The 26,460-nt window shown below is 42.0% G+C and carries 29 protein-coding genes; 7 read left to right on the forward strand and 22 right to left on the reverse strand.

The features are described from left to right. Positions 1–99: 99 nt before the first annotated feature. The 5 genes from helD to ACIFOD_RS18855 form a co-directional block, all read right to left on the reverse strand. Entirely contained in the window at positions 100–2,367 is a 2,268-nt protein-coding gene (gene helD, locus ACIFOD_RS18835; RefSeq protein WP_430315866.1) for an RNA polymerase recycling motor HelD, read from the reverse strand. 363 nt (positions 2,368–2,730) lie between these two features. Further along, the gene (locus tag ACIFOD_RS18840; protein ID WP_430315867.1) at positions 2,731–3,999 is read right to left on the reverse strand and encodes an ATP-binding protein; all 1,269 of its coding nucleotides are present in this window, start codon (positions 3,997–3,999) and stop codon (positions 2,731–2,733) included. Between the two features lie 140 nt (positions 4,000–4,139). After that, positions 4,140–5,072: an ATP-grasp domain-containing protein gene (locus tag ACIFOD_RS18845; protein ID WP_430315868.1), complete on the reverse strand. Its 933-nt coding sequence runs from the start codon at positions 5,070–5,072 to the stop codon at positions 4,140–4,142. Between the two features lie 99 nt (positions 5,073–5,171). Beyond that, positions 5,172–5,633, reverse strand: a complete 462-nt coding sequence (gene mscL / locus ACIFOD_RS18850) for a large conductance mechanosensitive channel protein MscL (RefSeq protein ID WP_427600037.1) — start codon at positions 5,631–5,633, stop codon at positions 5,172–5,174. Between the two features lie 202 nt (positions 5,634–5,835). Then, positions 5,836–6,798 carry a LacI family DNA-binding transcriptional regulator gene (locus ACIFOD_RS18855; protein WP_397553202.1) on the reverse strand — a complete coding sequence of 321 codons (963 nt, stop codon included), beginning with the start codon at positions 6,796–6,798 and terminating at the stop codon, positions 5,836–5,838. Positions 6,799–6,949: 151 nt separating this feature from the next. Here ACIFOD_RS18855 and ACIFOD_RS18860 point away from each other — a divergent pair, with 151 nt between their 5' ends. Continuing rightward, entirely contained in the window at positions 6,950–7,090 is a 141-nt protein-coding gene (locus ACIFOD_RS18860; protein ID WP_430315869.1) for a hypothetical protein, read from the forward strand. A 31-nt stretch (positions 7,091–7,121) separates the two neighbouring features. Here ACIFOD_RS18860 and ACIFOD_RS18865 read toward each other — a convergent pair whose 3' ends face one another. After that, the gene (locus ACIFOD_RS18865; RefSeq protein ID WP_428973502.1) at positions 7,122–7,430 is read right to left on the reverse strand and encodes a winged helix-turn-helix transcriptional regulator; all 309 of its coding nucleotides are present in this window, start codon (positions 7,428–7,430) and stop codon (positions 7,122–7,124) included. 143 nt (positions 7,431–7,573) lie between these two features. On the opposite strand from ACIFOD_RS18865, the gene ACIFOD_RS18870 reads away from it, so the two are divergent. Beyond that, a complete protein-coding gene (locus tag ACIFOD_RS18870) occupies positions 7,574–8,191 on the forward strand; it encodes a nitroreductase family protein (RefSeq protein ID WP_430315922.1) in 618 nt (205 codons plus the stop codon). Between the two features lie 47 nt (positions 8,192–8,238). Here the strand turns inward: ACIFOD_RS18870 and cydC are convergent, their stop codons facing one another. Both cydC and cydD read right to left on the reverse strand, forming a co-directional pair. Then, a complete protein-coding gene (gene cydC / locus ACIFOD_RS18875; protein WP_430315870.1) occupies positions 8,239–9,957 on the reverse strand; it encodes a thiol reductant ABC exporter subunit CydC in 1,719 nt (572 codons plus the stop codon). After that, a complete protein-coding gene (gene cydD / locus ACIFOD_RS18880) occupies positions 9,954–11,687 on the reverse strand; it encodes a thiol reductant ABC exporter subunit CydD (RefSeq protein ID WP_430315871.1) in 1,734 nt (577 codons plus the stop codon). The genes cydC and cydD overlap by 4 nt, the downstream gene beginning before the upstream one ends. 238 nt (positions 11,688–11,925) lie before the next feature. Here cydD and ACIFOD_RS18885 point away from each other — a divergent pair, with 238 nt between their 5' ends. Then, positions 11,926–12,081: a hypothetical protein gene (locus ACIFOD_RS18885; protein WP_430315872.1), complete on the forward strand. Its 156-nt coding sequence runs from the start codon at positions 11,926–11,928 to the stop codon at positions 12,079–12,081. A gap of 100 nt (positions 12,082–12,181) precedes the next feature. On the opposite strand, the gene ACIFOD_RS18890 is transcribed toward ACIFOD_RS18885, so the two are convergent. After that, positions 12,182–13,825 carry a M20/M25/M40 family metallo-hydrolase gene (locus ACIFOD_RS18890; protein ID WP_430315873.1) on the reverse strand — a complete coding sequence of 548 codons (1,644 nt, stop codon included), beginning with the start codon at positions 13,823–13,825 and terminating at the stop codon, positions 12,182–12,184. Between the two features lie 241 nt (positions 13,826–14,066). Here ACIFOD_RS18890 and ACIFOD_RS18895 point away from each other — a divergent pair, with 241 nt between their 5' ends. After that, entirely contained in the window at positions 14,067–15,368 is a 1,302-nt protein-coding gene (locus ACIFOD_RS18895) for an NCS2 family permease (protein ID WP_428973496.1), read from the forward strand. Positions 15,369–15,395: 27 nt separating this feature from the next. Here ACIFOD_RS18895 and ACIFOD_RS18900 read toward each other — a convergent pair whose 3' ends face one another. The 3 genes from ACIFOD_RS18900 to ACIFOD_RS18910 all read right to left on the reverse strand — a co-directional run bounded on the left by ACIFOD_RS18900 (position 15,396) and on the right by ACIFOD_RS18910 (position 17,093). Continuing rightward, on the reverse strand, positions 15,396–15,986 hold the full coding sequence (locus ACIFOD_RS18900) for a histidine phosphatase family protein (RefSeq protein ID WP_430315923.1): 591 nt from the start codon (positions 15,984–15,986) through the stop codon (positions 15,396–15,398). A gap of 69 nt (positions 15,987–16,055) precedes the next feature. Next, positions 16,056–16,541: a tetratricopeptide repeat protein gene (locus ACIFOD_RS18905; protein WP_430315874.1), complete on the reverse strand. Its 486-nt coding sequence runs from the start codon at positions 16,539–16,541 to the stop codon at positions 16,056–16,058. A gap of 15 nt (positions 16,542–16,556) precedes the next feature. Beyond that, complete coding sequence (locus ACIFOD_RS18910) at positions 16,557–17,093, reverse strand: GNAT family N-acetyltransferase (protein ID WP_430315875.1); 537 nt, start codon at positions 17,091–17,093, stop codon at positions 16,557–16,559. A 299-nt stretch (positions 17,094–17,392) separates the two neighbouring features. On the opposite strand from ACIFOD_RS18910, the gene ACIFOD_RS18915 reads away from it, so the two are divergent. The 3 genes from ACIFOD_RS18915 to ACIFOD_RS18925 all read left to right on the forward strand — a co-directional run bounded on the left by ACIFOD_RS18915 (position 17,393) and on the right by ACIFOD_RS18925 (position 19,531). Further along, positions 17,393–18,343, forward strand: coding sequence for an L-lactate dehydrogenase (locus ACIFOD_RS18915; RefSeq protein ID WP_430315876.1), 951 nt, complete (start codon positions 17,393–17,395; stop codon positions 18,341–18,343). An 88-nt stretch (positions 18,344–18,431) separates the two neighbouring features. Continuing rightward, positions 18,432–18,869 carry a hypothetical protein gene (locus tag ACIFOD_RS18920; RefSeq protein WP_430315877.1) on the forward strand — a complete coding sequence of 146 codons (438 nt, stop codon included), beginning with the start codon at positions 18,432–18,434 and terminating at the stop codon, positions 18,867–18,869. Positions 18,870–18,877: 8 nt separating this feature from the next. Further along, positions 18,878–19,531 carry an SIMPL domain-containing protein gene (locus ACIFOD_RS18925; protein WP_430315878.1) on the forward strand — a complete coding sequence of 218 codons (654 nt, stop codon included), beginning with the start codon at positions 18,878–18,880 and terminating at the stop codon, positions 19,529–19,531. Positions 19,532–19,695: 164 nt separating this feature from the next. On the opposite strand, the gene proC is transcribed toward ACIFOD_RS18925, so the two are convergent. The 10 genes from proC to ACIFOD_RS18975 form a co-directional block, all read right to left on the reverse strand. Further along, the gene (gene proC, locus ACIFOD_RS18930) at positions 19,696–20,502 is read right to left on the reverse strand and encodes a pyrroline-5-carboxylate reductase (protein WP_430315879.1); all 807 of its coding nucleotides are present in this window, start codon (positions 20,500–20,502) and stop codon (positions 19,696–19,698) included. A 119-nt stretch (positions 20,503–20,621) separates the two neighbouring features. Next, positions 20,622–20,825: a hypothetical protein gene (locus tag ACIFOD_RS18935; RefSeq protein WP_430315880.1), complete on the reverse strand. Its 204-nt coding sequence runs from the start codon at positions 20,823–20,825 to the stop codon at positions 20,622–20,624. Next, on the reverse strand, positions 20,822–21,841 hold the full coding sequence (locus ACIFOD_RS18940; protein ID WP_430315881.1) for a phosphotransferase enzyme family protein: 1,020 nt from the start codon (positions 21,839–21,841) through the stop codon (positions 20,822–20,824). The genes ACIFOD_RS18935 and ACIFOD_RS18940 overlap by 4 nt, the downstream gene beginning before the upstream one ends. Before the next feature lie 35 nt (positions 21,842–21,876). Then, positions 21,877–22,173 (reverse strand): YciI family protein, encoded by a 297-nt coding sequence (locus ACIFOD_RS18945; protein WP_430315882.1) that lies wholly within the window; start codon positions 22,171–22,173, stop codon positions 21,877–21,879. A 113-nt stretch (positions 22,174–22,286) separates the two neighbouring features. Then, on the reverse strand, positions 22,287–23,024 hold the full coding sequence (locus ACIFOD_RS18950; RefSeq protein WP_430315883.1) for an alpha/beta hydrolase: 738 nt from the start codon (positions 23,022–23,024) through the stop codon (positions 22,287–22,289). A gap of 61 nt (positions 23,025–23,085) precedes the next feature. Further along, complete coding sequence (locus ACIFOD_RS18955; protein WP_430315884.1) at positions 23,086–23,802, reverse strand: DUF421 domain-containing protein; 717 nt, start codon at positions 23,800–23,802, stop codon at positions 23,086–23,088. A 117-nt stretch (positions 23,803–23,919) separates the two neighbouring features. Beyond that, positions 23,920–24,411, reverse strand: a complete 492-nt coding sequence (locus tag ACIFOD_RS18960; protein WP_397553186.1) for an STAS domain-containing protein — start codon at positions 24,409–24,411, stop codon at positions 23,920–23,922. A 140-nt stretch (positions 24,412–24,551) separates the two neighbouring features. Continuing rightward, complete coding sequence (gene yhbH / locus ACIFOD_RS18965) at positions 24,552–25,712, reverse strand: sporulation protein YhbH (protein ID WP_430315924.1); 1,161 nt, start codon at positions 25,710–25,712, stop codon at positions 24,552–24,554. 265 nt (positions 25,713–25,977) lie between these two features. Further along, positions 25,978–26,151 carry a multidrug ABC transporter ATPase gene (locus ACIFOD_RS18970; RefSeq protein WP_397553185.1) on the reverse strand — a complete coding sequence of 58 codons (174 nt, stop codon included), beginning with the start codon at positions 26,149–26,151 and terminating at the stop codon, positions 25,978–25,980. 85 nt (positions 26,152–26,236) lie between these two features. Beyond that, the gene (locus ACIFOD_RS18975; protein ID WP_397553184.1) at positions 26,237–26,419 is read right to left on the reverse strand and encodes a hypothetical protein; all 183 of its coding nucleotides are present in this window, start codon (positions 26,417–26,419) and stop codon (positions 26,237–26,239) included. Between the last annotated feature and the right edge of the window lie 41 nt (positions 26,420–26,460).

Genomic DNA, 26,460 nt, shown 5'->3' on the forward strand with positions numbered 1-26,460 from the left:
ACAAATCCACTCAGCTTTTTGCTAATATTATGATTGTGAAATTCGTTTTTTTACTAGATTAAGGTCCGTCCCTCACCGTGAGGGACGGACCTCTTTTGATCACCGTCCGATAAATTGCTCTCTTCTCTTCCCAATAAACGAGAGCTTATGAAGGGGGCGTGTCATGGCCACGTATTGGAGCTTTATGTCGAGTTCGTTTTCGGGGTTGAATGCTTCATCCACCGCTGCGATGATGACGACATCGAATTCGAGTCCTTTTGACAGATAAGATGGGACGACGACGATTTGATCTTTCGGGATCGATTCCCGTTCTTCTAATAATTTCACTTTCCCGGGCTGCCGGTCTTGAAGGATTTCGCTGATTTTCACACAATCCTTCATGCTTTTTCCGATCACGGCGAAGGTTTGGAATCCTTCTTCCCTTCCAGCATCCACCTTCTCCTCGATAACGAAAGCCAATTCTTCCAATTCCACATACTCATCGAAGCTGGGAGAATCTCCGTGTCTCACGACTGGATTCACTTTAGGAAAATCATAGGGTAGGAGATTCAGCAGTTTATTCGCTTCCTCCATGATTTCAATCGTGGTTCGATAGCTTTTTTGCAGCTCGGTATAGGTAGCCCTCGGAAACACATCTCTATACACCGGTTCCCATGACTGAAGTCCACGATAGGAGTGAATCCCCTGGGCAAGATCCCCCACCAGTGTAAACATGTCGGTTTCAAGTGCCCTCTTCAACGAATAAAGCTGCAAATAACTATAATCTTGTGCTTCATCTATCACGATATTTTTTGCTTTATAAAATTTATCGATTCCAAACAAGTGAGTTTGCAAGTAAAGAAGGATGGCTAAGTCTTCTACCTCATACTGTTTCTTCTTCGCGTATTTCAACGTATATTGACTAAGCTGTTCTGCCTGCTGCATGCTTAGCTCACCTTTAGAGTAAGAAGCCAGCCGTTTCGGATCTGAGAATAATTCCATGAAGTATTGATCCAGGTTTTTCTTTTCAAACTGCTTCATGTAGGCCGTAACGCTTGTTCGGATCGCCTTCTTAATTTCTTCAACCCGCTCACTTTTCTTGTCCAATGCTTTTGACACATAATCCTTCCGGTTTGCTGCCTGTGTCCTTTGAAAAAGAGCTGTTTCGATCCGTTCATCGAAAAACTTCTCTACCTTCTCCACCATCTGCTTCTTGTTCGTCCGAACATAACTCTGTAAGAGAGCCTTTAGCTTTTCCATCCGGCGATAGATTGGCATATACGTATATTCATCTTTAAAAAGATGAGTGAATTTTTTTGCCGAGTAGAGCTTGTATTTATCAACATAGAAGTCCTTTGATGTATAAAAGCGCTGTTCAATTTCTTCTATATAATAATCAAGAATTCTCCTGAATGCTTTGGAGCCTTTAAACCCTGATATCCAGGAGGCAGTCTCTACTTCTTCACCGTGGGTTTCAATTAACTGAATGAGCTTGTTATCTTCTACTAATTTCAGCTTTTTCTCTAAGCAGGTCATGACATAATCCGTGAACGTCGTTTGCCTTACCCGTTCAACACCGAGTTCCGGCAGGGCTTCTGAAATGTAGTCGATAAACAAATTACTTGGTGCAAGGATCATCAGTTGTTTCGGGTCAAAATGCTGTTTGTAGTTGTAAATAAAGTATGAAATCCGGTGAAGGGCGATGGTTGTCTTTCCGCTTCCTGCCGCTCCTTGAACAATGATGGGCTTGTTTAAATCGGCACGGATGATCCGGTTTTGTTCTTCTTGTATCGTGGAAATGATTTCAGTTAAACGATTGCTGGAGCTTTTAGCTAATGAATCCTGAAGCAGTTCATCAGTGGTCGTTAAATCTATATCCCTGATTTCTTCTAACCAACCATCCTCAATCATGTACTGACGCTTTAATGAAAGATCTCCTTCATATGTCTCGTCTTCCGCTTCATACGAAACATCACCGATTCTTCCTTCGTAATACAGGTTTGCGATGGGAGACCGCCAGTCCACGATGATTTGTTCCTGATTCTCCCTCTGATACAGGGAGGTCTTCCCAATATAGTGCTTCTCCACCTTGTCCGAACCCTCATGTTGAAAATCAATCCTGGCAAAATACGGTTTCGTTTTCGCTTTCGTTAGGGACTCCAGTTCTTCTTTGGACATCTCAAAAAAGCTTGAGTTCGTCAAGATATCGATGTAAGCAGCACTCGACTCGCCCCAATCAATATCTCCAAAAGCTTTTTCCATGTTTTCCTTATACTTTTCCTTACTCGTCTGGGATGTGCTGATGACTACATCAATGTAACGCTTCGTAAACTCCAGGCGTTCTGATTCAGTTGAAAAATCGGGATGAATAGTTGATTCCTTCGTCATATATTTCTCCTTCCAAATGTTAGTAGCCGCAATGGAGAAAAAATGTCATACCACTTCCACCAAGGTAATGACTCTGGGTGAATGCGCACGTTTATATCGAAAAGCGGAGGCGGCTCGATCAGGCCCGACAAGCATAAGATGAGTCTGGCGAGAAGGCGCTTTTTGCCTTCTTGCCAGACTTAGCTTATGACCTGGAGGGCCTAGCCGACGGAGCTAGACAATATTAAGACATATCGAAATCTGTAAAAATTATGTAGGCGTTTGGGAGCAGGAATACATATTATCAGATAATTAGGAGAATATCAATATACAATTCAAAACCCAATACCCTGAACCAAAATAGTAATCAAAAAAAACCTCCACCTATAAAGATGAAGGGTCTTTCAAACGATCCACAGGAAATACAATCTGAAAACTCGTCCCCTGGCCAACTCTACTATCAACTGTAATGACGCCTCTCATCGCTTCAATGATGCGATAGGATACCATAAGCCCAAGACCAGTCCCTTTTTCCTTCGTAGAAAAATAGGGTTCTCCCAGTCTTGCCTGTTGTTCAGAGGTCATCCCGATTCCAGTATCAGTGATGGTGATGCTGACGTTCCCTTTCTGAACCTTCGAAAGTATCGTAAGGGTACCTCCTTTTGGCATGGATTCGATCGCATTTTTCATGATGTTGAGAAATGCTTGCTGAAAGCTCCTTGTATTCCCGACAATGGTGGCGTCCATGATGCTTTTATGTACGTCCACCGATTGCTGGTTGCTCAGGGGCTCTACCATATCAACGAGCTTATTGAGTTGTCCCGAAATCGAGATGTTCTCTACTTGATCAGGGTCCGGCTTGGCAAACGTGAGATAGTCATTGATGATATCTTCTGCCCGGTTCAGTTCTGATGATGCGATCGCTAAGTATTGCTCTTTTTTTCCAACTGGAAGATTTTCTTGATTGAGCAGTCTCAGAAACCCTTTAATAACGGTTAAAGGATTCTTCACTTCGTGTGAAATGCTGGCTGCGAGTTGAGCGAGCACTTCCATTTTCTCTATCTTCACGAGTGCTTGTTTGATTTGAATCTGTTTAAGCAATGTTTCACATATGTATGTCAGGATAAGCATCCCCACTGAAGGGAGTAAGATGAAATTAATGAGATAGCTTTCATCCATCACAAACACGGTCATGGCATTGGCAATAAGGGCCGCCACTAGGGAATGAACGGTAAAGAGAATCACTGAGAATATGATTTTCTTGCGGCTCGTTAACCGGTCAAAATCGAACCACTTCATCCCGATAATCGTCAAGAGGTAGATCACCGCATATATAACAAATGCTACTATACTCCAACTATATATCATTGTCCTGGATAACAATAAAACAACTAAAAGTGCGAGCCCCGTGTATGGTCCTCCATACATGATTCCGAGTACAAAAGGAATCATCCGCAGGTCATGAACACAGTATGGATTTTGATAAATCGGGGAAAGCATGCACAGGATAATGGCCATACTCAAAGAAACAAGGGTAGCTAACCTTGTATACCACCCATGTATCATCTTTCTTTCAATAAGGAAAAAAATTAAAAAAATACTCAAAATGATATAAAAGAAATTGTTAATAACATCCTGATTAAAGATAATCATACTTACCCTTTGACCTTTCACAGATATTGTCTACTTTATAGAAATTCTACCATACTACTATAAATATCGTTACAATTATATAGGTAATCGGGCATTTATATAAGAGAACTCTCCTGTACATGTACAGGAGAGTCATCAATTTACACAGTTTTCAATTGTTCACCAAGATATTTTGCCAACTCAAGCATCCCGAATTGTCCGTACTTCGCCTCGGCATCCTTGTTGTAATTTGTATTGGTGTTCACATCATACGTGTAGAGGATGCCTTCTTTGTCTTGAATGAATTCAATCCCGGCAACATCGATCCGGTTTTCTTTTAAAAATGCTTCATAAGACGAAAGGATGCCATGGGAAAAGTTTTCCCTGATTTGGAATTTAGGCTTCTCCTCTTGCTCCCCAACTGGACAGAATAAATCATCTACCTGGCAGACATCGGCCGGACATAATTCAAATCCTTTTGACGTATCCACCCTCACAGCATACAAGAATTTGCCGCCAATGAATTCACAGCGTGTGATCGAAGAGTCCGGTGCTTCAATGTATTCCTGGATTAGCGTCGTGCCATCAAGCGGTTCTTCAAATGCATCACTGTAGACATAGTTTTTCAGTGAGTCGACTGAATGAAACAACTGAACACCCAATCCTTTCCCTGCACGATTATGCTTGGTGATGAAGGATGTCTTATTGAGCTTTTCCGCGGCTTCTATGATCTGCTCTTTTCCAACGGCTGCAATGGTTTTCGGTGTCTTGATGCCGGCAGCGTTCAAGGCCATATACTGATTCACTTTACTCACTTCCAACCGGAGGGCACGGCTCCCGTTCAGTACCTTTCTTTCATATCTTTCCAACCATGAAAGAACGCTTTCCGTTAACTCAGGTGCAAAACGATGGTTTCTGGTATGGGAAGACGCACTGATCCGGTTATAAAAAACACCTTCTGGCGGCTCTGATGATAAATCGACGAGTCCTTGATCGAGGAACCATTCCTCATAAGGCAATTGAAGCTCGTCAAGACGAGTCGTTAAATGATTGGTCCATTCACTATTTTCATGAATAATATGAATTTTTTTCACGATCATTACCCCATTTGTCCGTAGGATTTTTTAAAAAATGGTCGTACAACACAAAGTAATCCTACTATAAAAGTAGGATTTAGGTCAATGATCATGAATTTATCTTGGCTTTCTGTCGGTTCTCATCTGAATTTTCATACCACTTTTTGTGAGCTGATCGATTGTTTTCGGGAAATCATCGCTAGAGGAAGGGCTATGATCGTCCTTCAAGATATCCCTGATTTCCTGTAAGACTTCAAGGTTCGTCGTTTGCTTCACTTTGTATTGCTGCTCTCCGCCTTTCAAGCGGTTGACCACCTTTATCATCAGAAAAATGCTCATGGCCACGAGAAGAAAGTCTACAAGGGCTTGTAGGAACTTTCCCAATTCAATCACCTCTGCTCCAATTCGAAGGTGCAGGCCTTCTAAGTTAATGCCGCCAAATAAAATTCCGATTGCCGGCATCATCATGTCTTGAACGAGAGACTCCACAATCTTGCCAAACGCTGAACCAATGATGACTGCAATCGCTAAATCAATTACATTCCCCCTTGAAATGAATTGTTTAAATTCAGACCACATGATGAATTCACCTACCGCTTCATTACTCTTAACATATGGCAGAAACAAGTGAGTTATGAAGACAAGGGCAAAAAAGCTACATAAGATATTTCCAAGCAATGGCAAGCAACACAATAATAGCGACTACCCCCATTAGGATGATCAACATTTTTTCTTCTTTATTCCCTAACATTCTTATCGCCTCCTCTATTTCATAAGGAACTTACACGGTCCCTCTTTCAAATAATTTTGTTTCGAGTATCACGGGGCGAGGGTCCGTATTTTCAAGAAATAGTTTAAACGATTCTTCTCCCACTTTTCGTATCGGTACTTCAAAGGATGTAATGTCCAGGGCATCGGCAATAGGATGATTATCAAAGCTTAAGATAGCCAAATCATCGGGTATCCTGATCCCTCTTTTTCCTGCCTCTGTCACCATACCGGCTGAAACCTGATCACTCGTTACGATAAGGGCTGAAGGCTTATCTTTCAGCTGTTCCCATGCCTTCACCACGTCTCTTCCATCCTCCAGGTGATAGCAGTCATTGAAGATCCATTCTTCTCGCACCGGATTGCCCGCAGCTTCTGAGCTATCGTAATACCCCCGGATTCTCTCTTCACTATTCGTCCCAAACATTCGATGCAGGCATAGACCTATCTGGGAGTGACCTTTTGAATAAAGATACTCGAGACCATTCCTGATTCCTTGATAGTGATCGATATATATTTTCTTACACGAGTGACCGTACACATTTTCACAGAAAACCACATTGGCATTTTCCATGAACGGAGTGAGAACATCCAGTGAATTTGACCGTGAAGTTAAGATCAACCCGTCCACTTCCTTCATTTGCAGACGATGAAAGGCATCAAGTTCGGCTCCCTTGTCATAATTCGTTTGAAAAAGTTGAAGATGATATCCATGCTTTAACGCCTCCCCTGCAATACCTTGAAGAATTTCTCCGAAGTAAGGAAGATTCAAATACGGCAAAACAACTCCTATGCTATAGGTCTTGCCTTTTGATAAATGGACAGCATTTGCGTTTTTTATATAATTTAGTTGCTCGACGGCCTCGAGAACCTTCTGACGTTTTTCTTCTTTTACATAAGGGTGTTCATTTAATACCCTTGAAACCGTTGAAACAGATACTCCCGCAAGCTTCGCGATACTGCGAATATTTGTCATCCCCATACACCTCATTAGATCTTCTGAATGGCCCACTGCCCGAACTCAAATAAAACGCTTGCTCTGAAACGCGTTTCACACTTTAGAGTTAATCATGCAAGGGGTCACATCGGGATTTCCTACCCCTAAAACATGATAAGGAGGCTATACTATGTTTGGTATTTTATTCTTACCCGTTCTGTGTATCATCATCATCGGAGGAAGCTACGCCGCATTAAAGCCCATCCATTTCTATACTCCCCACGATCAAAAGGATCCATTTGAGCACATATACAACCGTAAACTCAACTAGTTCACCTGCCTGCCTTCAATGAAGCAGGCTTTTATTTTACCCATTTGACTGCCCACCCCTGGACGGCCTCCATCACGGGCTCCAGTTCACTTCCCTTTTTCGTCAGGCTATAAAGGACTTTGACCGGCTTTTCGTCGAGAACTTCCCGATAAACGATTCCGTTTTCCTCCAGCTCCTTTAATCTATCGGTTAACACCTTTTGACTGATATTCGGTATTTCTGCATTTAAATCTTTAAAACGGCACGTTCCTTCAAATAATACCTTTATGATCATCCCGACCCAGCGCTTGCCTAATAATTCAAAGGCAGCAGCATATTTCGGGCAAAGTTTTGTTTCCATATAAGTTTTCACATCCTAAATCGTTATCCCTTGACGCATACTAAAACGTCGGTTATATTGTTCATATTGCTTTACACTTACAAAAAGTAAGTAACATACAAATATATACCATATTATAACACTTTTTTAAACATCAAGGAGGCATTATCATGGATAATTTCTTTCAAGTCGTCGATGAACGACGCTCAACGAAAGTATACGATTCTCAAGTGGAGATCCCCCGTGAGGAATTAGTCAGCCTGCTCGAAACTGCAGGAAAAGCACCATCTGCCTGGAATCTTCAACAGTGGAAATTCCTGGTGTTCGATCATAAAGAAGTTCAAGAACGCTTACTTCCGATTGCATATCATCAACAACAAGTACATGATGCTTCTGCAGTCGTGGCTATACTTGGTGACCTGGAAGCCAATAAAAATGTCGACCCTGTCTTTGATCCTGCCATTGAAAAAGGTGAAATGACGGCGGAAATCAAAGAGGTACTGAAGAAACAAATTGACGGTGCATACAGCCGTGAAGAATATCCAAGAGACGCCGCTTTCAGTAACGCTTCCTTAGCCGCTATGCAATTCATGCTTGCTGCAAAAGCGAAAGGCTGGGATACTTGCCCGATTGGAGGTTTCAATCCGGCAGCTCTCGTTTCCGAATTCAATGTGTCGGACCGTTATATCCCGATTATGCTGATTACAATCGGAAAACCACTTCAAGAAGCACGAAAATCAGATCGTTTAGATATCCGCAACTTAATTGATTGGGCGGAATAAGCCTATGAAAAAGCCGCATCCTTAGGGGATGCGGCTTTTTCAGTCTGTTAAAAGAGTACGCTTTTTTCAATCTCTTTCATTTCATAGAAGTAGCCTTTTTTCCTCATGAGCTCATTAAAACTTCCTGCTTCTACAACCTTCCCTTGATCCATGACGACAATTTGATCCATGCTTTCAAGACCGGTTAAACGATGACAGATCAGAATCATTGTGTCTCCACCGGCCGTTGTATAAAGATGGTCAAAGATCTCTTTTTCCGTCAAAGCATCAACCGAAGAAGTCGGTTCATCCAGCATCCATAAGGGTGACCCCTTCAACAGAGCCCTTGCAATGGCCAATCGTTGCTTTTCTCCTCCAGATAGATTCTCTCCTTTTTCCAGAACAGTGTCCTCTAACGAAAAGTGGCGCAACTTTACTTTTTCTAATGCCGATTCCAATTCCCCGTCTGTAAGATCGTCTCGCACCAGTAAAAGATTTTCCTTTATTGTGCCGTAGAAGAAATGATTCTCTTGGAGAACCACATTGGCATGCTTCCACAATGACTCTTTATCGATATCTTTAATTGAAGCATCATTCACAAAAATCGATCCATGATCCGTTGAGTAAAAGTTTAATAACAATTGAAGCAATGTTGATTTTCCTGATCCCGAAGGTCCTACAATCGCTGTTTTCAAACCTGCAGGCAGCTCAAGATCCACACCATCCAATGCCTTTCTTTCATCTCCCTCAAAGGAAAAGCTTACATCCTTCAGGCGAAAGGACGGAGCTTCTCCGTCAAGATTCCCGCCAAATGAAGGTCCGTCCCTCTCGATGCTCTCTTCGGGAATAACAGAAGAGAGCCTGGCTGCCGCTCTGCGGGAATCTTCATAGTGTGTAGGGAGGATTGCCATGGGTGTGGCGTTTTCGAATACGGTTAATGAGATCATGACAAGCATAGCAAGGTATATTCCATCCAGTTGACCTGCTCCTACCGAATAGGCCCCTACAGCTAAAACGATCCATGAAATAAGAAGCGAAACCAGGATATTGGTTGAATGACTAAAGAGGGAATGGATATTCTCTCGTTCCTGCTCACTCACATAGCTTGTTGATGCATGAACGAGACTCCTCTCTTTATCCTCCAGTCTTTGATAGATTTTCAGGTCTTTGAATCCATGAAGAAATTCCGTTACCTCAGTAGACAAGTCCCCTCGACTTTCTCTTAAAGTCATTTCAATCTTTCTCTGTTTTAGAGCGAAATAAGCAGGAACGATGAATCCCGTCAGCAGAAGGCCCATGAGAAGAATCAATGCAACAGAAACCGAATAAAACATCGTAAATAAAATCGTACTTAAGAACACCATCACCAGAATAATCGGCGGATAAAAGACCCTAAGAAAGAAGTTCTGGAGGCTCTCTACGTCTCCGACAATTTTTGAGAGAAGATCTCCACTTCTGTATCGCCCGAAAATCCCCGGTGCTAACGGCTCGATTGCTTCATAAATCGAGACCCGTAAGTTGGCCAGAATCGTGAATGTAGCACGATGAGAAAAATAACGTTCAGCGTAACGGCTTAGCGCCTTTGTAAAACCGAACAGCTTCAAGAGCGCAATCATCACCGTCAGAGCGTAAAGAGGTACTTCCAGAGCCGCTTTAGAAATTAAATAACCACTGGAAGCAAATAATCCGACAGAGGTCATTCCAGCCAGGAAGCCAAATAGAATGGAATACACTATATCCTTCTTTTCCTTCATCATCAGCTTTATGACAAATCCTAACTCTTTCATCCTGTATTCACTCCTTGCTGTGCAGTCACCATCTCATGATAGCGTGAAGAGGACTTCATTAACTCCTCATGATTTCCTATGCCCGCTAATTTTCCGTTTTCCAAAAACAGGATTTGATCCGCTTCACGAATCGTATGCAGGCGGTGAGCCACTGTGATCACCGTTGAATTTATGGATAATTCCTGAATGGAGGCTTGAAGGATTCCCTCGGTTTTAAGATCCAATCCCGTTGTCGGTTCGTCAAAGAGAATGAGAGAAGGTTTTTTGAGAAAAGCCCTGGCTAAGGCAATACGCTGCTTCTCTCCTCCGGACAGTCCTCTCCCCGCTTCACCGATCGGTGTGTCATATCCTTTATCGAGACCGGCAATCATTTGTGAGATTCCTGCTTTTTCAGCAGCGTATTCGATCTCTTCCCGGGTCACGCCCTCTTTTCCTCCAACCGCAATATTCTCTGAGATTGTCCCTGAAATTAAATACGGGTTCTGTGAAATATAACTCAAATGATCAAACCAGTCACTTTCCCTATATTCACTTCTCGAGTGTCCATCAATCACGATGTCTCCTTCAGAGGGATCAAGAAGTCCGGCTAAAAGATGAAGGAGCGTTGTTTTCCCTGCTCCGCTGTGACCGACAATCGCCACTTGGCTGCCGGGAGGAAAGACCGCCGAAATGGATTGAAGAACAAATCCCTTATCCCCGTAGGAAAACCCGACAGTACGCAATTCCATTGTGGCAGGAGTCCCAATTGATTCGAGTTCCTTCTCTCCCCAATGCACAGGTCGATCTTTTTCTTCCAGCTCCTCCATGACTTTTTTCGCGGCCCCCATACTTCCTCGGCCAGTATGAAAAGCTTGCCCAAGCTCTTTTAGTGATAAATAGAATTCCGGTGCAAGCACGAGAACGAAGAAAGCGGTGAAGAATGAAATACTTTCAAAGACGACTAATCTGAGCCCTACTTCCAGTGCAATCAGTCCAATACTTAACATAGAGATAAACTCAAGCATCAAGGAAGATAAGAATGCTGTCTTTAACACTTCCATCGTGGCTTCACGAAAGTCAAGACTGGCAGAACGGATCCCGTCTTTCTGTTGTTCCCCTCTTCCAAGGAGCTTCAAGGTAGTCAATCCTTGCAGTGTATCGAGAAATCGTCCGGAAAATGCCGTCAGCTTATCCATTTGCTTCTCTGATTTGTTTTTTGTCATGACTCCGATAATCGCCATAAACAAAGGAATGAACGGAGCCGTTATGACCATGATCAGACCGGTATAAATATGCTCAGTAAAAATAGTGATCAACAGGATCAACGGGACAATGCTCGTTTGAATTCTTTGTGGTACGTACTGACTGTAATACCCATCCAGCCCATCGACGGCATCCATCATTGTACTGACCTTTTGTCCAGACTGCCCTTGAAGGGAGGCTTGCAGTGGATTCTTTGCCCACTTATTCAAGAGCCGTTTCCTCAAGTCGCTCTTTACCTTCGTAGCCATCCTGATTCCTGTTCGTCCATTCACATACGACAGGACCGCTCTCCCCACTAAAATAATCAGTAAAGCACCAAGCATTGGGAGAATGTCTTGAAATTCTGCCCCTTTTATAAACATTTTATCTACAATGCTTACCAGCAAGTAAGCTTGTCCAATCACGACTCCCCCCATTAATAGGGATGTTCCATAAAGTGTCATCATGGATGATTTTTGCTGCTTAGCCAATTTATTTAGTTCTTTCATACCTCTTCTCAACTCCAAGGTCAAAAGTTAGTGAAATGTTTCACAAATTAATAACTCTATTATAGTAGACTTGTTCCCTTTATGCATCTTTTAGGATTGACCTTTTTGTGACAATTCCAGAACAAAGGTAGTTTTGAATGGGGTGTGAGTGGATATTCCAAATAAAAGTCTGCTCGATTCATAGGAAATATGGATACTTCATTTTGAAATCTACTTTTTCAAGGGATTTGTGGCGGTCATGGTCTGGTATTTCATTGATCTCCTTACTAATCCGGCCGAAATCACCAATAATCCGGCCGTTTTTCTGAATAATTCGGCGGAAATCATCAATAATCCAGCCGATTCTGGTGATAATCCAGCCGTTTTCTTAATTAATCCAGCCGTTTTACAATAATTGTAAAAAAGAGTACAAAATAAATTCAAATTAATAAAAAGAGAGAGGCACATCCTTAAGGGAATGACCTCTCTCTTTGTTCAGTTATACTCTCGGCACATCATATCTTCAATAAATCCTTCGTCACACGCTGGATAATCTCCGGCAGTACTGAGAAGGTGTAAGGTTTATACACTCTCTCAGTCCACTGATGTCCATCCTTTCCATAAACTCCGATATTAATAGAAGGGATGTTAAGCTTTCTGATCATGTCGATGGGAACAGGATACAACTGATCGATCAGCGGCAGGTTCTTTTTGAATACGTCAATATCCTCGTCTTCTTCATGAAGAGAGAGAAAACTGCCATCTGCGAGATAAGGGAAAAACCGTTTAATGACAAATTCTTCGCCGGTTTCTTTGGCTATATCGTTTAAGCATGTGCCTAACGCTTCTCTTACTCTCTTGCCATACTCATTTTCTTCATTCACAAAGTTATGAGGTAAAAATGGCGGTGCGAAGAAAATGATCACTCTTGGCGTTCGATCGGGATCCAGATGCTGCAGTGCTTCCACCATGGCATACGCAATCGTCCTTCTGTCTTCTCCCTCCATATCATAAAAGACCTTTTTCATGACAGGATCCGGATCGATGCCTCTTTCCTTCAGCCAGAAAATATACTCCCGTAACGTCAGAACTTCCACTTCCCATGAAAACTCCCTTTCCGGGAAACCATGATAGCTACGATATTGCTCAAACTGTCTTTTACTGCGTTCTTCCAATTCACTAACTGCCTTTAATGCTGCCTTCTTCATATCGTAGAGAACTTCCCGGGCAGTTCTCTCATATACAAAATAGTTAAAGTATAGAGAAGCGCTCAGTGGGGTTTGAACATTATACGTATGTTTGTCATCTTTGAAATACAGGCAAGATGGAGGCAGGGTGAATTCACCTGGTATATCCTCCAGGTAATCTAAGTTCTGATTGATTTCAAGGTTGATCTTGGAAGCAATCACAGTAGGATCGATGGAAGTCAGCACATCCCCTACATGCGCTTCTCTTCCATATACATAAAAGCTTGGCAGGAGCTTTCCTGCAGCACCAGTGTAAATATATCGTTTACAATCCCCATCATAGATCGGAGAAATGAAATCGGTATTGATCGCTGCCAAATAATCAAAGCCCTCTTTTTTCAAACGATAGAGATCACTTAAAGCTGCAATCATTCCGGCATGTTCACTTTCTTCATCACCATTAAATAGGAAGAGTAAATGTCCATCTGGCGTTTCCTGTCCCGTATAGTACAAGAGATTCGCCATGTGTACGGCAATTCCGCTCTGCATATCCAATGCCCCTCTTCCAAACAGCCAGTTTCCAGAGAGGGCATCCTCTCTCACCTTTTCCTCTCCTTCATAGTCCATAAAGAACTTCTGAAGAAAGTCGGGATCATGAGCCATATCCTGCAGTGCACCATAATCATCGGTTTCCACCGTATCATAGTGGGCATGGAATAATACGGTTTTAGAAGAAGTGCCTTTTACAAGGGCAAATACGTTTTTCCTTCCAATCGGGTCATTCGGGACTTCTTGCAGCCAGACCTGATCCGGATGCTCTTGAAAATAAGGGAATGAAGAAATCACTTCATATATAAATCGGGCTTTCTCACTTTCGCCTATTGTTCCGTTATAACTTTTCAGAGCGACTAAGGATCGTGTGATGTAGTCAATCTGCTGGGAGATTGACTTGTTTTTCAATTGAGTATACACGTTAGTACCGCTCCTTTCCGTAAGAAATGTCACTATTGCGTGGTAAATCGTTTACGTCATGCCATTATAGACACTGATTCTCTATAATTGATAACATCTTATCGAAAATGAAAGGGGTTTGGAAGGGGTTTCAGGATTATTTCTTAAAAAAAATTCCTATCTTTCTATTGAAATTCGATCTAATACCGAATAATATAGAAGTTGCGCGTTTTTAATGTTCGTTTTTATTGGAGGTATTACGATGTTTAAATTAAAGGAACACGGCACTAATCCTAAAACTGAAATATTGGCAGGAATTACAACATTCCTAACAATGGTTTACATTGTCGTTGTCAATCCCATTATTTTAGCCGACGCAGGTGTCCCATTTGATCAAGTATTCTTAGCAACCATTATTTCAGCCGTAGCCGGAACGTTATGGATGGCCTTGTTTGCAAACTACCCGATTGCCATCGCACCAGGGATGGGATTGAATGCTTACTTTACCTACTCTGTAGTAGGAGCGAATGATGACATTTCTTATATCGTTGCATTCTCTGCCGTTTTTGTAGCAGGTATCATCTTTATCATTCTTTCATTAACACCATTCAGAAAAAAATTGATCGAAGCCATTCCACAAAATCTAAAGCACGGCATCACCGCAGGAATCGGTTTGTTCATTGCTTTTATTGGATTAAGACTAACAGGATTGATCCAAGCTCACCCAACGAATTTAGTACAGCTAGGGGATCTTCATTCATCTTCAGCGATCTTAGCGTTAATCGGGTTGGCTGTTACCCTTATCCTTATGGTGTTACGCGTCCATGGAGCATTATTTATCGGAATGATTGTCACTGGACTCGTTGCCTTCTTCACAGGAGAGTTATCATTTAAAGAAGGATTTGTGGCTCTTCCACATCTTCCAGAAGGACTGATCGTAGCAAATCCTCTTACGGCATTTGCTGATGTCTTTCAATATGGACTATATGCCGTTGTGTTCTCATTCTTACTTGTAACCATCTTTGATACAACGGGAACGATGATCGGAGTGGCTCAACAAGCAGGTCTTATGAAGGGCAACACGATGCCTAGAGCCCGTGAAGCACTACTGGCGGATTCCATTGCTACAACTGTTGGGGCGATGTTTGGGACAAGTCCTACGTCCGCTTATATTGAATCTTCAGCTGGTGTCTCTGCTGGGGGAAGAACAGGATTAACGACACTAACTGTTTCGGTACTGTTTATTGCCGCTGCTTTCTTCGGACCACTCGTGAGTGCAGTCTCAGGAATCTCAGCTATTACAGCTCCTGCCCTCATAATAGTCGGAAGCTTGATGATGGGAAGCATCTCTCAAATTAATTGGGATCAGTTAGACGAAGCCTTCCCAGCATTCCTAATCATTCTAAGCATGCCGTTAACCTCAAGCATCGCAACAGGTATTGCATTAGGATTCATTTCGTATCCATTACTTAAAGTTGTGAAAGGACAATGGAAGCAGGTGCACCCACTCGTGTATATCTTTGCTGTCCTGTTCTTCTATCAGCTGGCATTCCTGCCTCATTAACTCGGGTATAGATACTCGAAAGACCGTTCACAATGAACGGTCTTTTTGTGCAGCAAATTCAGCTGGTTGTGTCCATATTCTCTTGACGCTTTTTAGATTTTTGTCATCAAAAGTTAAACAATATATATCCGGCATTTCAAGCCTTCTCCAAAATCGTATATCATATTGATGATCAAAGTAACTCATGATCAAAACCATAATATTACCGTGTGTTCCAATCACAACGTTTTTCCCATTATATTCTTCAATGATCTTAAATATCCCTTGAACGCCTCTTTTTTGAGCGGTGAGATTCGACTCTCCGCCTTCCAAGGAAAAAGCAGGATCCTCCCACAACAATGAGATTGCCTCTTCAAAGTTTTGAACAGGTTTTCCAGAGAGAGTTCGTTCTCTCAATTCTTCATATAAATTGATTCCCTGCCCAATATGGTCGGCTGTCCCTTCAACGGTTTCCACCGCCCGTTTATATGGACTGGAACATACTGCATCAATCTTTTCCTTCTTTAATAATTCCGTTACATGCTCAGCATCCACCTTACCTTTGTCTGATAAGGGTCTGATTAATTCCTCGGGGGTGTATTCCGAGTGAGCATGCCTCACCAGATACAGTTGAGTTATTGCCAACTTCATTCACTCCTTCTTATTTTCCGGCCACAAAAAAAGAGCTGTCATGCAGAACAGCTACCCTTATTTCCACACCGCGTCCAATTGACCAGCATAAAATGTAATCGCCTTTTTATAAGCTTCAATGGTGGAGTCTTGTGACGATTCTCCAATGCATGTCAGCAGCAGCTCCATTGCTTGACTGTGTTCGTTCAAATTATAGAGGGTCATGGAATAAAAGACCGTCAACGCTTTATTTTCAGGAAATCGTCCGATACCTTTCTTGAAAACCGATTTGCTTTTTTCATACTCTCCCAATGTCCGATATGTACTCCCTAACCCAATATAGGCGCATTGTAAATCTTTATCATCCAGTCCCAATTGAATCGAATTCTCATAATAAGGAACGGCTTCGCTTTCAAGTCCCATTGTGTCATGGCTCCATGCACATTGGTAATGTAAAAAACCATTATCTGGTTCTTCCACAATCAATCGCTTCCATCTTTCAATGGAAGCTGCGTATTCTCCCGACTCTCTCAATGCAATGGCTTCTTCTATTTTTCTTTTCATTATACAGTCTCCTATTTATTCGGGAATGAACTCCATCAGCCAGGAATCATGTTGTTCGCCTTCATGAAGCTCATGCTCCCGTAGTATTCTCGCTTTACTATATCCACATTTCTCATAGCAACGGATGGCTCTGGTGTTCCAGGTCATGGGATCCACCACGAGGCGGTGCACTCCCTCTTTCTTGAGCAAGTACTCTACTACAGCTCGAATGAGTTCCGTCCCTACTCCCCTGTTCCAATATGTCGCTTCTCCGATGAATTGATCCGTACCGTAAATCACTTCATCTAAATTTGTGTAACCATAACGGATCATTGTTTCTTCATCGAGCTGATAATACTGGAGGTAACCGATTTCATTCCCCTCATACTCAACGAGACAACCTAAGACGTCCCTCTCAGCAAGGAATTTCTCCTCGACCATCTGAAGAGTGAAGGGGCGGTCCCTCCCTTCATAAAACTCCAGTACCACTGGATCCTGCAGCCACCTTGCCAACGTGTATTTATCCCCCTCCTCTAACCGACGGATATATAAATCCCCACTCCTGACATTCATACACACACCTCCCATAACTCTCCTCTTCCTCTATACATTCATCACATATCAGAAAAAACCCTTTTTTTATTTGAGGGACGGACCTCCTTGGATATACGACAAGTTTGTGAACTGCTTCACAATTATGTATTTTATGTTGAATTCATGAGTAGAATATCTTTGTGTTTCATGTTATTATTAGATTGTGAATTAATTCACAATAAACTCACTAATACTCTTACAACTCCATTACTTTCTTTAAAAAACTGAACATTGATTTGAATCATGCAAACAAAAAACTCGTGGATAGGTGATGACGTATGACAATCAAATGCACAAACAAAGTAGCTTTAATCGGTACAGGATTTGTTGGCTCAAGTTATGCCTTTGCTCTTCTCAATCAAGGTATCGCACATGAACTTGTGATGATTGATTTAAATAAGGAGAAAGCTGATGGAGATGCACGTGATTTAAATCATGGTCTTGCTTTCGCTTCTCCTATGAAAATATCTGCAGGGGATTACAGTGACTGCAAGGATGCTGACTTGGTCGTGATTACGGCAGGAGCGAACCAGCAGCCGGGTGAAACCCGTCTGGACCTGGTGGAAAAGAATGTGAAAATCTTTAAAAACATTGTAGACTCCGTCATGGATAGTGGGTTCAACGGCATTTTCCTTGTAGCGACGAACCCTGTCGACATCTTAACGTATGCAACGTGGAAGTTTTCCGGTCTGCCGAAAGAAAGAGTCATCGGATCAGGAACGATCCTTGATACAGCCAGACTTCGTTACTTAGTCGGAGAGCATTTTGATATTGATACACGTAATATCCACGCCTATATTATGGGAGAACACGGCGATACGGAGTTTCCCGTTTGGAGCCACACGACTGTAGGAGCGAGTCATTTAAGTGAGTTGATTGATCTCCACCAGGATGATGTGCAGAAACAACTCGACGACATATTCGTCAATGTAAGAGATGCAGCCTATCACATCATTGAACGAAAAGGCGCAACCTATTACGGCATTGCCATGGGTCTTGCCAGGATTACCAAAGCTATCTTTAACAATGAAAATAGCATTTTAACCGTTTCTGCCCTCCTTGAAGGAGAATATGATCAAGAAGACATATACATCGGTGTTCCTGCCATTATTAATGGCGAGGGTATCAGAAAAGTCGTCGAGCTTCCGTTAAATGATAAAGAAAGAACTCAATTCGCTCACTCTGCAGAGACGCTAAAAAACGTGATGAAAAAAGCGATGGATTCTTGATTTACTCCCTTCGTTAAAATGAATAGACACGCACGCCCATTAGACCTCCTCATATGATAAAGAGAATTCTTTATGAGGAGGTTCTTCTATGTACGATCACAGACAACTATTCCCTGGTTTTCCTGGGGGAGGTAGCGGGTTCCCCGGCTTTCCTGGTGGAGGTCAAGGATCGGGCGGCGGTTTTCCAGGCTTTCCAGGTGGAGGACAAGGCGCACCAAGCTCACCACCACCTACAGGCGGGCAAGGCGGACAAAATCAACCACCACCCGGACCACCACCGAACTTCCAACCACAAAAAACGGTCATGCAAGGAACACAAGGTGGACCAAGTGTCTTTGCAGTAGACCCGGGTGCCATCAGAAGATGTTTATTCCGTTACACGTATATTTGGTTACGAAGAGATGCTTTCTGGTTTTATCCTGTCTTTGTTGGGCGCCGTTCCATTGCCGGGTGGAGATGGATCGGATTCACATGGGTGTACTTCGGCATCGATTTAGATAAAATTGAATCCTTTACTTGCGTGTAGGTTTGCTCATGTATTCATATCCTTACTATAGAACTGGCAACACCAATGGCACGATTACTGTAACTGGTGAGCATACACTTTATGTGGATCCCGATCAAGCCATAGTCTCGATCGGTGTTGTCACTAAAGATGAAGAACTTGAAGCGGCACAAAACCAGAACCAACAACAATCCACTCAAGTCGTTCAATCACTATTAAATAACGGTGTGTCACAAAAAGATATCCAAACCTCGACCTATCAAGTATTCCCACAATACAATTATGAGGACGGGAAACAAGTTTTTACAGGATATGAGGTTCGCCAAGTATTTCGCGTTACTATAAAAGATATTGAAAAAGTGGGTACGATTATGGATGATGCCATAAAGACCGGAGCGAATCGGGTAGAAAACATTCAATTTGTCAATTCAAATCCTATTGAATCCTATCAGTTAGCCCTTTCTTCCGCATATCAAAAGGCATACCAAAAAGCATTCACATTATCGAGCCAATCGGGGCAGCAGCTCAATCCCCAGCCAAAGTCCATCACAGAGCAATCAAGCCCAATGGTCACCCCCTTTGTCACAACCGGGTTTGTGAAAGCCGCTGAAGAAAGTACAGCCGTCCAACCAGGACAAATCGGCGTCACAGCCATCTTGACAGTAGAATACCAAACCCGATAAACAACAAACTGCCAAAGTATTGATATACTTTGGCAGTTTGAATAAAGTTGAGAGGGACGGACCTCCGGGATTGGTTGAAATTTTTTTAGATTGAAAAATTTTCAGTTTATAAGTGTGTACTTTAGCAGACTTATAGTAACGACTTGAGGTCGATGATTTCCACTCTACTTGCCCAAGGACTTCGATTTACGACCGCATGCTTCCATGGCCGTTAAAATGGCTCCTTTAAAATTATTCTTCTCCAGAGCTGATACCGCTTCAATCGTTGCTCCTCCCGGTGAGCAAACGGCATCCTTCAGTTCTCCTGGGTGAGTACCCGTTTCGAGAACCATTTTGGCTGCTCCAAGTACAGCCTGCGATGCGAGCTGATAGGCCTGCTTGCGGGGAATGCCTTGCAGAACCGCTCCATCAGCCAGTGCTTCTATAAACATAAACACATACGCGGGAGAAGATCCGCTCACTGCCGGAATGGCATCCATCAAGTTTTCCTCTACCATTTCAGCCTTTCCGAAGCTTCCTAAAATGGCTTGTACATCTGTAAGATCTTCTTCCGTTACTTCATTATTTACACAATAGGCCGTCATACCTTCTCCTACAAGAGACGGGGTATTAGGCATGGTCCGGACAATCTTCATTGATTTAGAAAGCCGACTCTCCATCCAATCAATGGTGATGCCCGCAGCAATGGTAATGATGATGGCATCCTCTTTCAGGGAATCCTTTATCGATTCGATAATGCTCCGATATTGGTCTGGTTTCACTGATAAAAACAAAATATCCGAAAAGGCTGCTACACTTATATTATCACTGGTAACCCCCACTCCAAATTCCCCTGCTACTTTATCCAGCGTCTCCTGAGTTCTAGCGCTGGTTTTAACCGAATGATGATCCACCAAACCTGATTTCAATATTCCGCCCATAATCGCTTGTGCCATATTTCCGCATCCAATAAATCCAATGGTTTTATCCATTTCTTCACCTCATAAATTTGTATGTAAACAGTCTTTAGCATCATACCAAATTTATCTCCTCATATAAAATTAAACGTCATTAAAAAAGGCTCGAAGGAGAAATCCTTCAAACCTTTCCATCATTCCACCAGCTTCCCGCAATGGGGACAAAGAGATTTTTGATAATCCTTTGGAATCTTCCTGTGACAATGATTGCATGTCTTCATATACTCAGGTTGATCAAATAAATCCTCAGACATCCCATATCCACTCTTAAAGGTGGTTCTCATAAGACGGACTAATAATCCGATGATCACACCTGTAATAAGCAGTGCCCAAATCATTTTGCCCTCGCTCTTTCAAAAATTTCATCGTAGTCCAGGTCGACGATTGGTTCATCATGGAGCAATCTGTCCCTGATCTGTGAAAGAAGCGACTCCTCGACCTCCGATAAATTCTCAAGGTCCCATTTTTTATGGAAAACAGAATACAGTGTTAGATCCCTGAGCAGGAGGAAATGGGGGATTCGTTCTACCCACTCTTCTTCTAAATCACACTCCGTCAAATATCCTTTTAAAAATGAAACGAGAAACATACCGCCAAATTGGTTGCGGATATCCAAGTTCTCATTCCTGAGCTTCCACCACACAGAATAGTATAGAGGGATGGCCACGTCACTTATAAAAAAGAACTGTGTACTATCTTCAAAGTCAAACACATGAAGATCGCCCTCATGGTAAAAAAAGTTCCCCGGATGTATATCTGAGTGTATCAGGCCAAACGAATCTTTTGTTTCCCCAAAACTTCTTATGGTCTCCATGTTTTTTTGACCAGTATCAAGTATGTACCTGTCTTCCACAGATAAATATTTCTTATAATCCAGCACATCGTCCTGATCCCAACGAAGGCGGTGAATTCCATCCTGCCCGTATCTCTTTGTTACCCGGTGCATATGTCCTGTCATTTTCCCCCATTTATAAAATAGTTCTTCATCGAATAACGGCTCATTCACTTTCACAGGACTTCCTGGAGCTTTATCAAATAAGCACACATAGAAATACGAATCTCCTGATTGGATGACTTCTACGAGCTTACCATTATCAGAGTGATTGACTAATGATACATTCACTCCGTGTTTATGTAAGTAGTTCATCCATTTCAGTTCAGCTTCCACTTCTCTTTCTGACCGATGAGAACTGTGAGTGAGGCGAAGAATATACGGTGTGTCTCCCTTATGAACCTCATACACATAATTTTCAAAGTCTCCGAGTTTCTTCGCTTGAGCAGTATTGCACCCATACCGTAAGGCACCTTCAGCCAATAGTTCCTCTGTAAAAAGTTCTTCTATCCACTTTTCCATCGTACCTTCTCCTACTCTATTTCAGTATTGATTTCCTATCTTGAAAGGGCCACTCTGTAAGGAAACAGCTCTGCTGTCATGATTCCTTCTTTTACCGCAGGATCTTCCTTCATGAACGCTTCGGCCTTTTCCGTATCTTCCGCTTCAAAAATAACGATTCCAAAAGCATTTTCTTCTTCATTCAATGTTCTGCCCGCAAGGATTACCACCCCTGCTTCCTTGAATCCTTTAAGCCTTTGGAAGTGATGTTGAACAATATCTTCATCCGCGGTCGTCCAATTTTCTTCCTTATGTAAACGCGGGACAAGCTTTAATACATAGATAAATTCCATCTGAATCGAACCTCCTTCTATTTTATATATACTACCTTTCACATCAGGATTCCTTTATCTTGAAATACAAAAATAGCTGCTGAGTCTGCTCAACAGCTTGCATCATAATGAAATCAATGCTTAAATAACCATTCATCCATCGTCCGTATGATTTCATCTTGCTGATCCCTTGGGGAAATATATGCTTCAAGATCCCCTTTTTGCTTCCCGTACATTCCGAAGCCTGCATGGTTTCCTCCTTCGATTTGGTGGAAAACCGTTGATTGGGGCAATATTTTTTTACTTTTTTCAATATCATCCTCTGTAGTAAGCCCATCATTCTCTGCATAAATACTTAGAAAAGGAACATCGCTTTCAGAAAAATCAGTTGAATTTGTTGGATAAGAGGCGAAGAAAATCACCCCTTTTATCTCATCTTGATGATCATAGGCGTATGTAGATGCGGCTACACCACCCAGTGAGTGACCTGACACATACCAATTAAGCTCCTCATCAAAACTGTTTATGATTTTTTCAGATTCACCTATACCCAAAAAAGCGATATGAAAGGGCATCCTTGGAATGACGACTGTGTACCCCTTCTCAGAAAGTGACTTCCCTAAATACCCATAAGCCTCGACTTCGACCTTTGCTCCTGGATATAGAATAAGGCCCTTGCTGTTAGATTCCTCGGGATTAAAAATAAGCCAGTCTTTTTTTTCTTCAATTAATGGATCCTCTTCGATTTTGATTGTTTTTATTAATTCTTCTGTGGCTGAATACGTTTGTTCTGACCAGAAGTAAAATCCAAGGCCACCTATTAGAACAACTGCAAGAAGAACAATGGCAGTCCATAGGAGTATCTTTTTCATAGGGATCACCTTTTTTACTTTTAGTATACTCTACACTACAACTCTTTTCTTTTATGAATGCTCAGTTAAAAAAATGAGGATACGTATGAATATCAGATGTTTTCACAATATGAATTTCCTTTCTGACATTAATGGAAGCATAGAACACCTCATCGATTGCCGTGAATCCCTCTTTTCGCATTTCTTGCCGAACCCATTTTTCCTCCACGTTTAATTTTTCTAAAACACCCGTATGCAGTACCCCATCTACAATAAGAGGAAATGCAAGGCTCGTCCGCTTCATCACTCCCGCATCCTCCACTGTAACCGTTTGTTTCGGGGGAATCTTATTTATCGATAAACTCCCATTCGATTCGATGATTCCAATCTCCACATCTTGCAATGAGAATACTTCTTTCTCCCGAAGAAGCATCAGAATATTATCAATCGTATAACCCGTTTTCTTTAAGTCGTCTTTTAGAACCTGACCGTTTTCAATGACCACAGTAGGTTCAAATGAAAGCAATTTCCCAATTTTTCGTGAAGAGATTTTCATTTTGGTCAAGATCTTTTGTAATATGCCGATCAGAATCATTGCGATGATGGTATGGATATGTTTGATGTCAGGATCCGCAATATCCGCTCCTACGACAGAACCAAACACGAGGACCACTAAAAAATCAAATACCGGCAATTCCCCAATGGAACGTTTCCCCATATATAATGTGACAAAAATCATAAATGGAAGTATCGTAAAGATTCTTAACGCCACGATACCTAAGTCTTTAAAATCAACCATGAATTAATCAAATCCTTTTGAGTCTGATAGGTGTAGTTTCCCCTATCACAGAACAAACATGAAGGTTGTTTGCATTTGAATATAAATAAAAAGAACCAACCATGCAGGCTGGTTCTTTTACTCATTTATCTTCTGGAATGTAATGTCCTTTTCTCTCATCAAATACTGCAAAGCTGTCCGGAAGGTGAGGAAGCTTTTAATTCCTTGGAGTTCTCTCACTCCTGAATTGATCATCACTTGAGTAAGGGCAGGAGTAAACCCTACGAAGAGTGTTTCGATTCCCATTAATCCAATTGCCTTGGCCATGTTATGGATATAGGTACCGAAGATATCAATTTCCCCGATTTCTTTTTCTGAAATCGCAGAGAAATCTACAATGATTGTGTTAATGTCTCCTCCATAAGAGACGTCCAATATCTTTGTAATGATCGTTTCAAAGCGCTCCGGACTGAGTCTGCCCGTAATGGGGATCAGGATCGTTTCAGGGACGATGGACGGGATTATGGGTGCTGAGATCTCCATGATGAGCTGTTCTGATTGAACCAGCTGCTCTTTTAATTCTTTAATTTCATTCTTTAGTTGTTGAATTTCCTGCTTTTCATCTGTCATGATAAACCTCACCGCTTATAGAATGTTTTAAAAGTACCTCTCTCTATTCTAGCACTATGCATACAGAATAACCTAATATTTTCATATGTAAGTAGATAAACAGATGACAGTGAAAAACCAGCCTCATCGGCTGGTTTTTCTCAAGCGAATGCTTTTTCCTGCTCATTGTGGAAGAAACTTTTCATGGCATGGAATACATCGGCTTTTTGTTTGAGAATGTAATAACGGAAATCGTCGTTTTTAATATTTTTGTAGGCTGACATCAAGGTGGAGTGGCGGTTATACTGATTCACTTCCCCGTATCCGAACATGCTGGATACTTTCATTAATTCTTCTACAAGCTTGACGCATCGGACGTTATCAGACGTCAGGTTATCTCCATCAGAGAAATGGAACGGATAAATATTATAGCGGGTTGGAGCGTACTTTCCATCGATGAGTTCCAACGCTTTGCGATAAGCAGATGAACAGATGGTTCCTCCACTTTCTCCTTTCGAGAAGAAGTGTTCTTCTGATACCACTTTGGCCTCGGTATGATGTGCAATGAATTCAATTTCTACGGTTTCATACTTTGTTCTCAAAAAGCGTGTCATCCAGAAGAAAAAGCTTCTTGCCATATATTTCTCCCAAACTCCCATGGAACCACTTGTATCCATCATGGCCAATACGACCGCTTTGGATTCAGGCTTTAATACTTCATTCCACGTTCTGAACTTCAAGTCTTCGGTATATATCGGATGAAAGCTTGGTGCTCCTTTCATGGCATTCCTCTTAAAGGCAGACATCATCGTCTTCTTTTTATCTATATTCCCCATTAGGCCTGTTTTACGGATATCGTTGAATTCAATGTGCTCGACGGTTTGAACATCTTGCTCCTTCTTCTTTAGGTTCGGAAGTTCCAATTGGCTAAATAAGGCTTCTTCAATCTCAAGCATCGACACTTCTGCTTCATAGTAATCTTCACCGGCTTTATCTCCGGCCCCTTGACCTTTTCCAGGACCCTGCTGCTGTGGTGAGCCGTCTCTTGCAATGACGTCTCCTACCTTACTTTCACCGTCACCTTGCCCGACGTGCTTATTCTTATCATAGTTATAACGAATTTTATATTCATCTAAAGAACGAATCGGGATCTTGACGACGTCTCGACCATTGGACATGACAATGTTTTCTTCAGTAATCAAATCTGGTAAGTTATTTCGAATCGCATCCTGTACTTTCTCTTGATGTCTTTGTTGATCATCGTGACCTTTGCGGTGGAGGGCCCAATCTTCCTTGGAAATGACAAACTGATGATTATCCATTTGACTCAAATTATTCCCCTCCTTAAATTTTTTTCACATTTTTTCAATCTCCTGCATACACTATGTTGACTGTCTAAACTGCATGTATCCCATGAAGTGAAACGGGGATTACTCTATCCTATGCAGAAGTATTGATAAATTTACAAATAATTTCGACAATTAAACGTTCTTTTACGGTTGGACGAGCCTATTTTTCTGACAGGTTGTGGAGGTGTCCGTGAATGACAGATTTCCTCAAAAAAAATAACCAGGCGGAATCACCTGATTAAGCTTCTTCTTCATATTGAGCCGGGTCTGATACTCGATTGTGTATCTTTAATTCGCCACTGGAACGTAATTTTTCCATCTGCTTCCCTAGCTTAATGACTTCCTCCATATTGGAGGCCATGCTTCCGTTAAGAGGTTCTGCTTCTTCTCGACGCTGAGGTTTAGAAGACATCCTCTTCACCCACTTTCATTTAAGATAATGGGCCCAGCTCTCTATCTATAGACTAATATATTCAGAGTTTTCCGTCAACTATTACTTATTCCTTGTCTTTTTCTTTATATTGAACAGGATCCGGCTGCTTTTTGTCCTCTTTCAGCTCTTCATTCGTTCTTAACTTGTCCATTTGTTTTCCCAACTGCTCCATCTCTTCCATATCAGATGCCATGGAGCCATTTTCAGGTTCATAGTTTTTATCCAGTTCATGTTTGTTTTTGCTCATAACTTTCACCTCTTGGCTACTACTTTTCCCTTTACCAGAAA

It is taken from the genome of Rossellomorea sp. NRS-1567 (assembly GCF_050467885.1).
Classification (GTDB): Bacteria; Bacillota; Bacilli; order Bacillales; family Bacillaceae_B; genus Rossellomorea; species Rossellomorea aquimaris_C.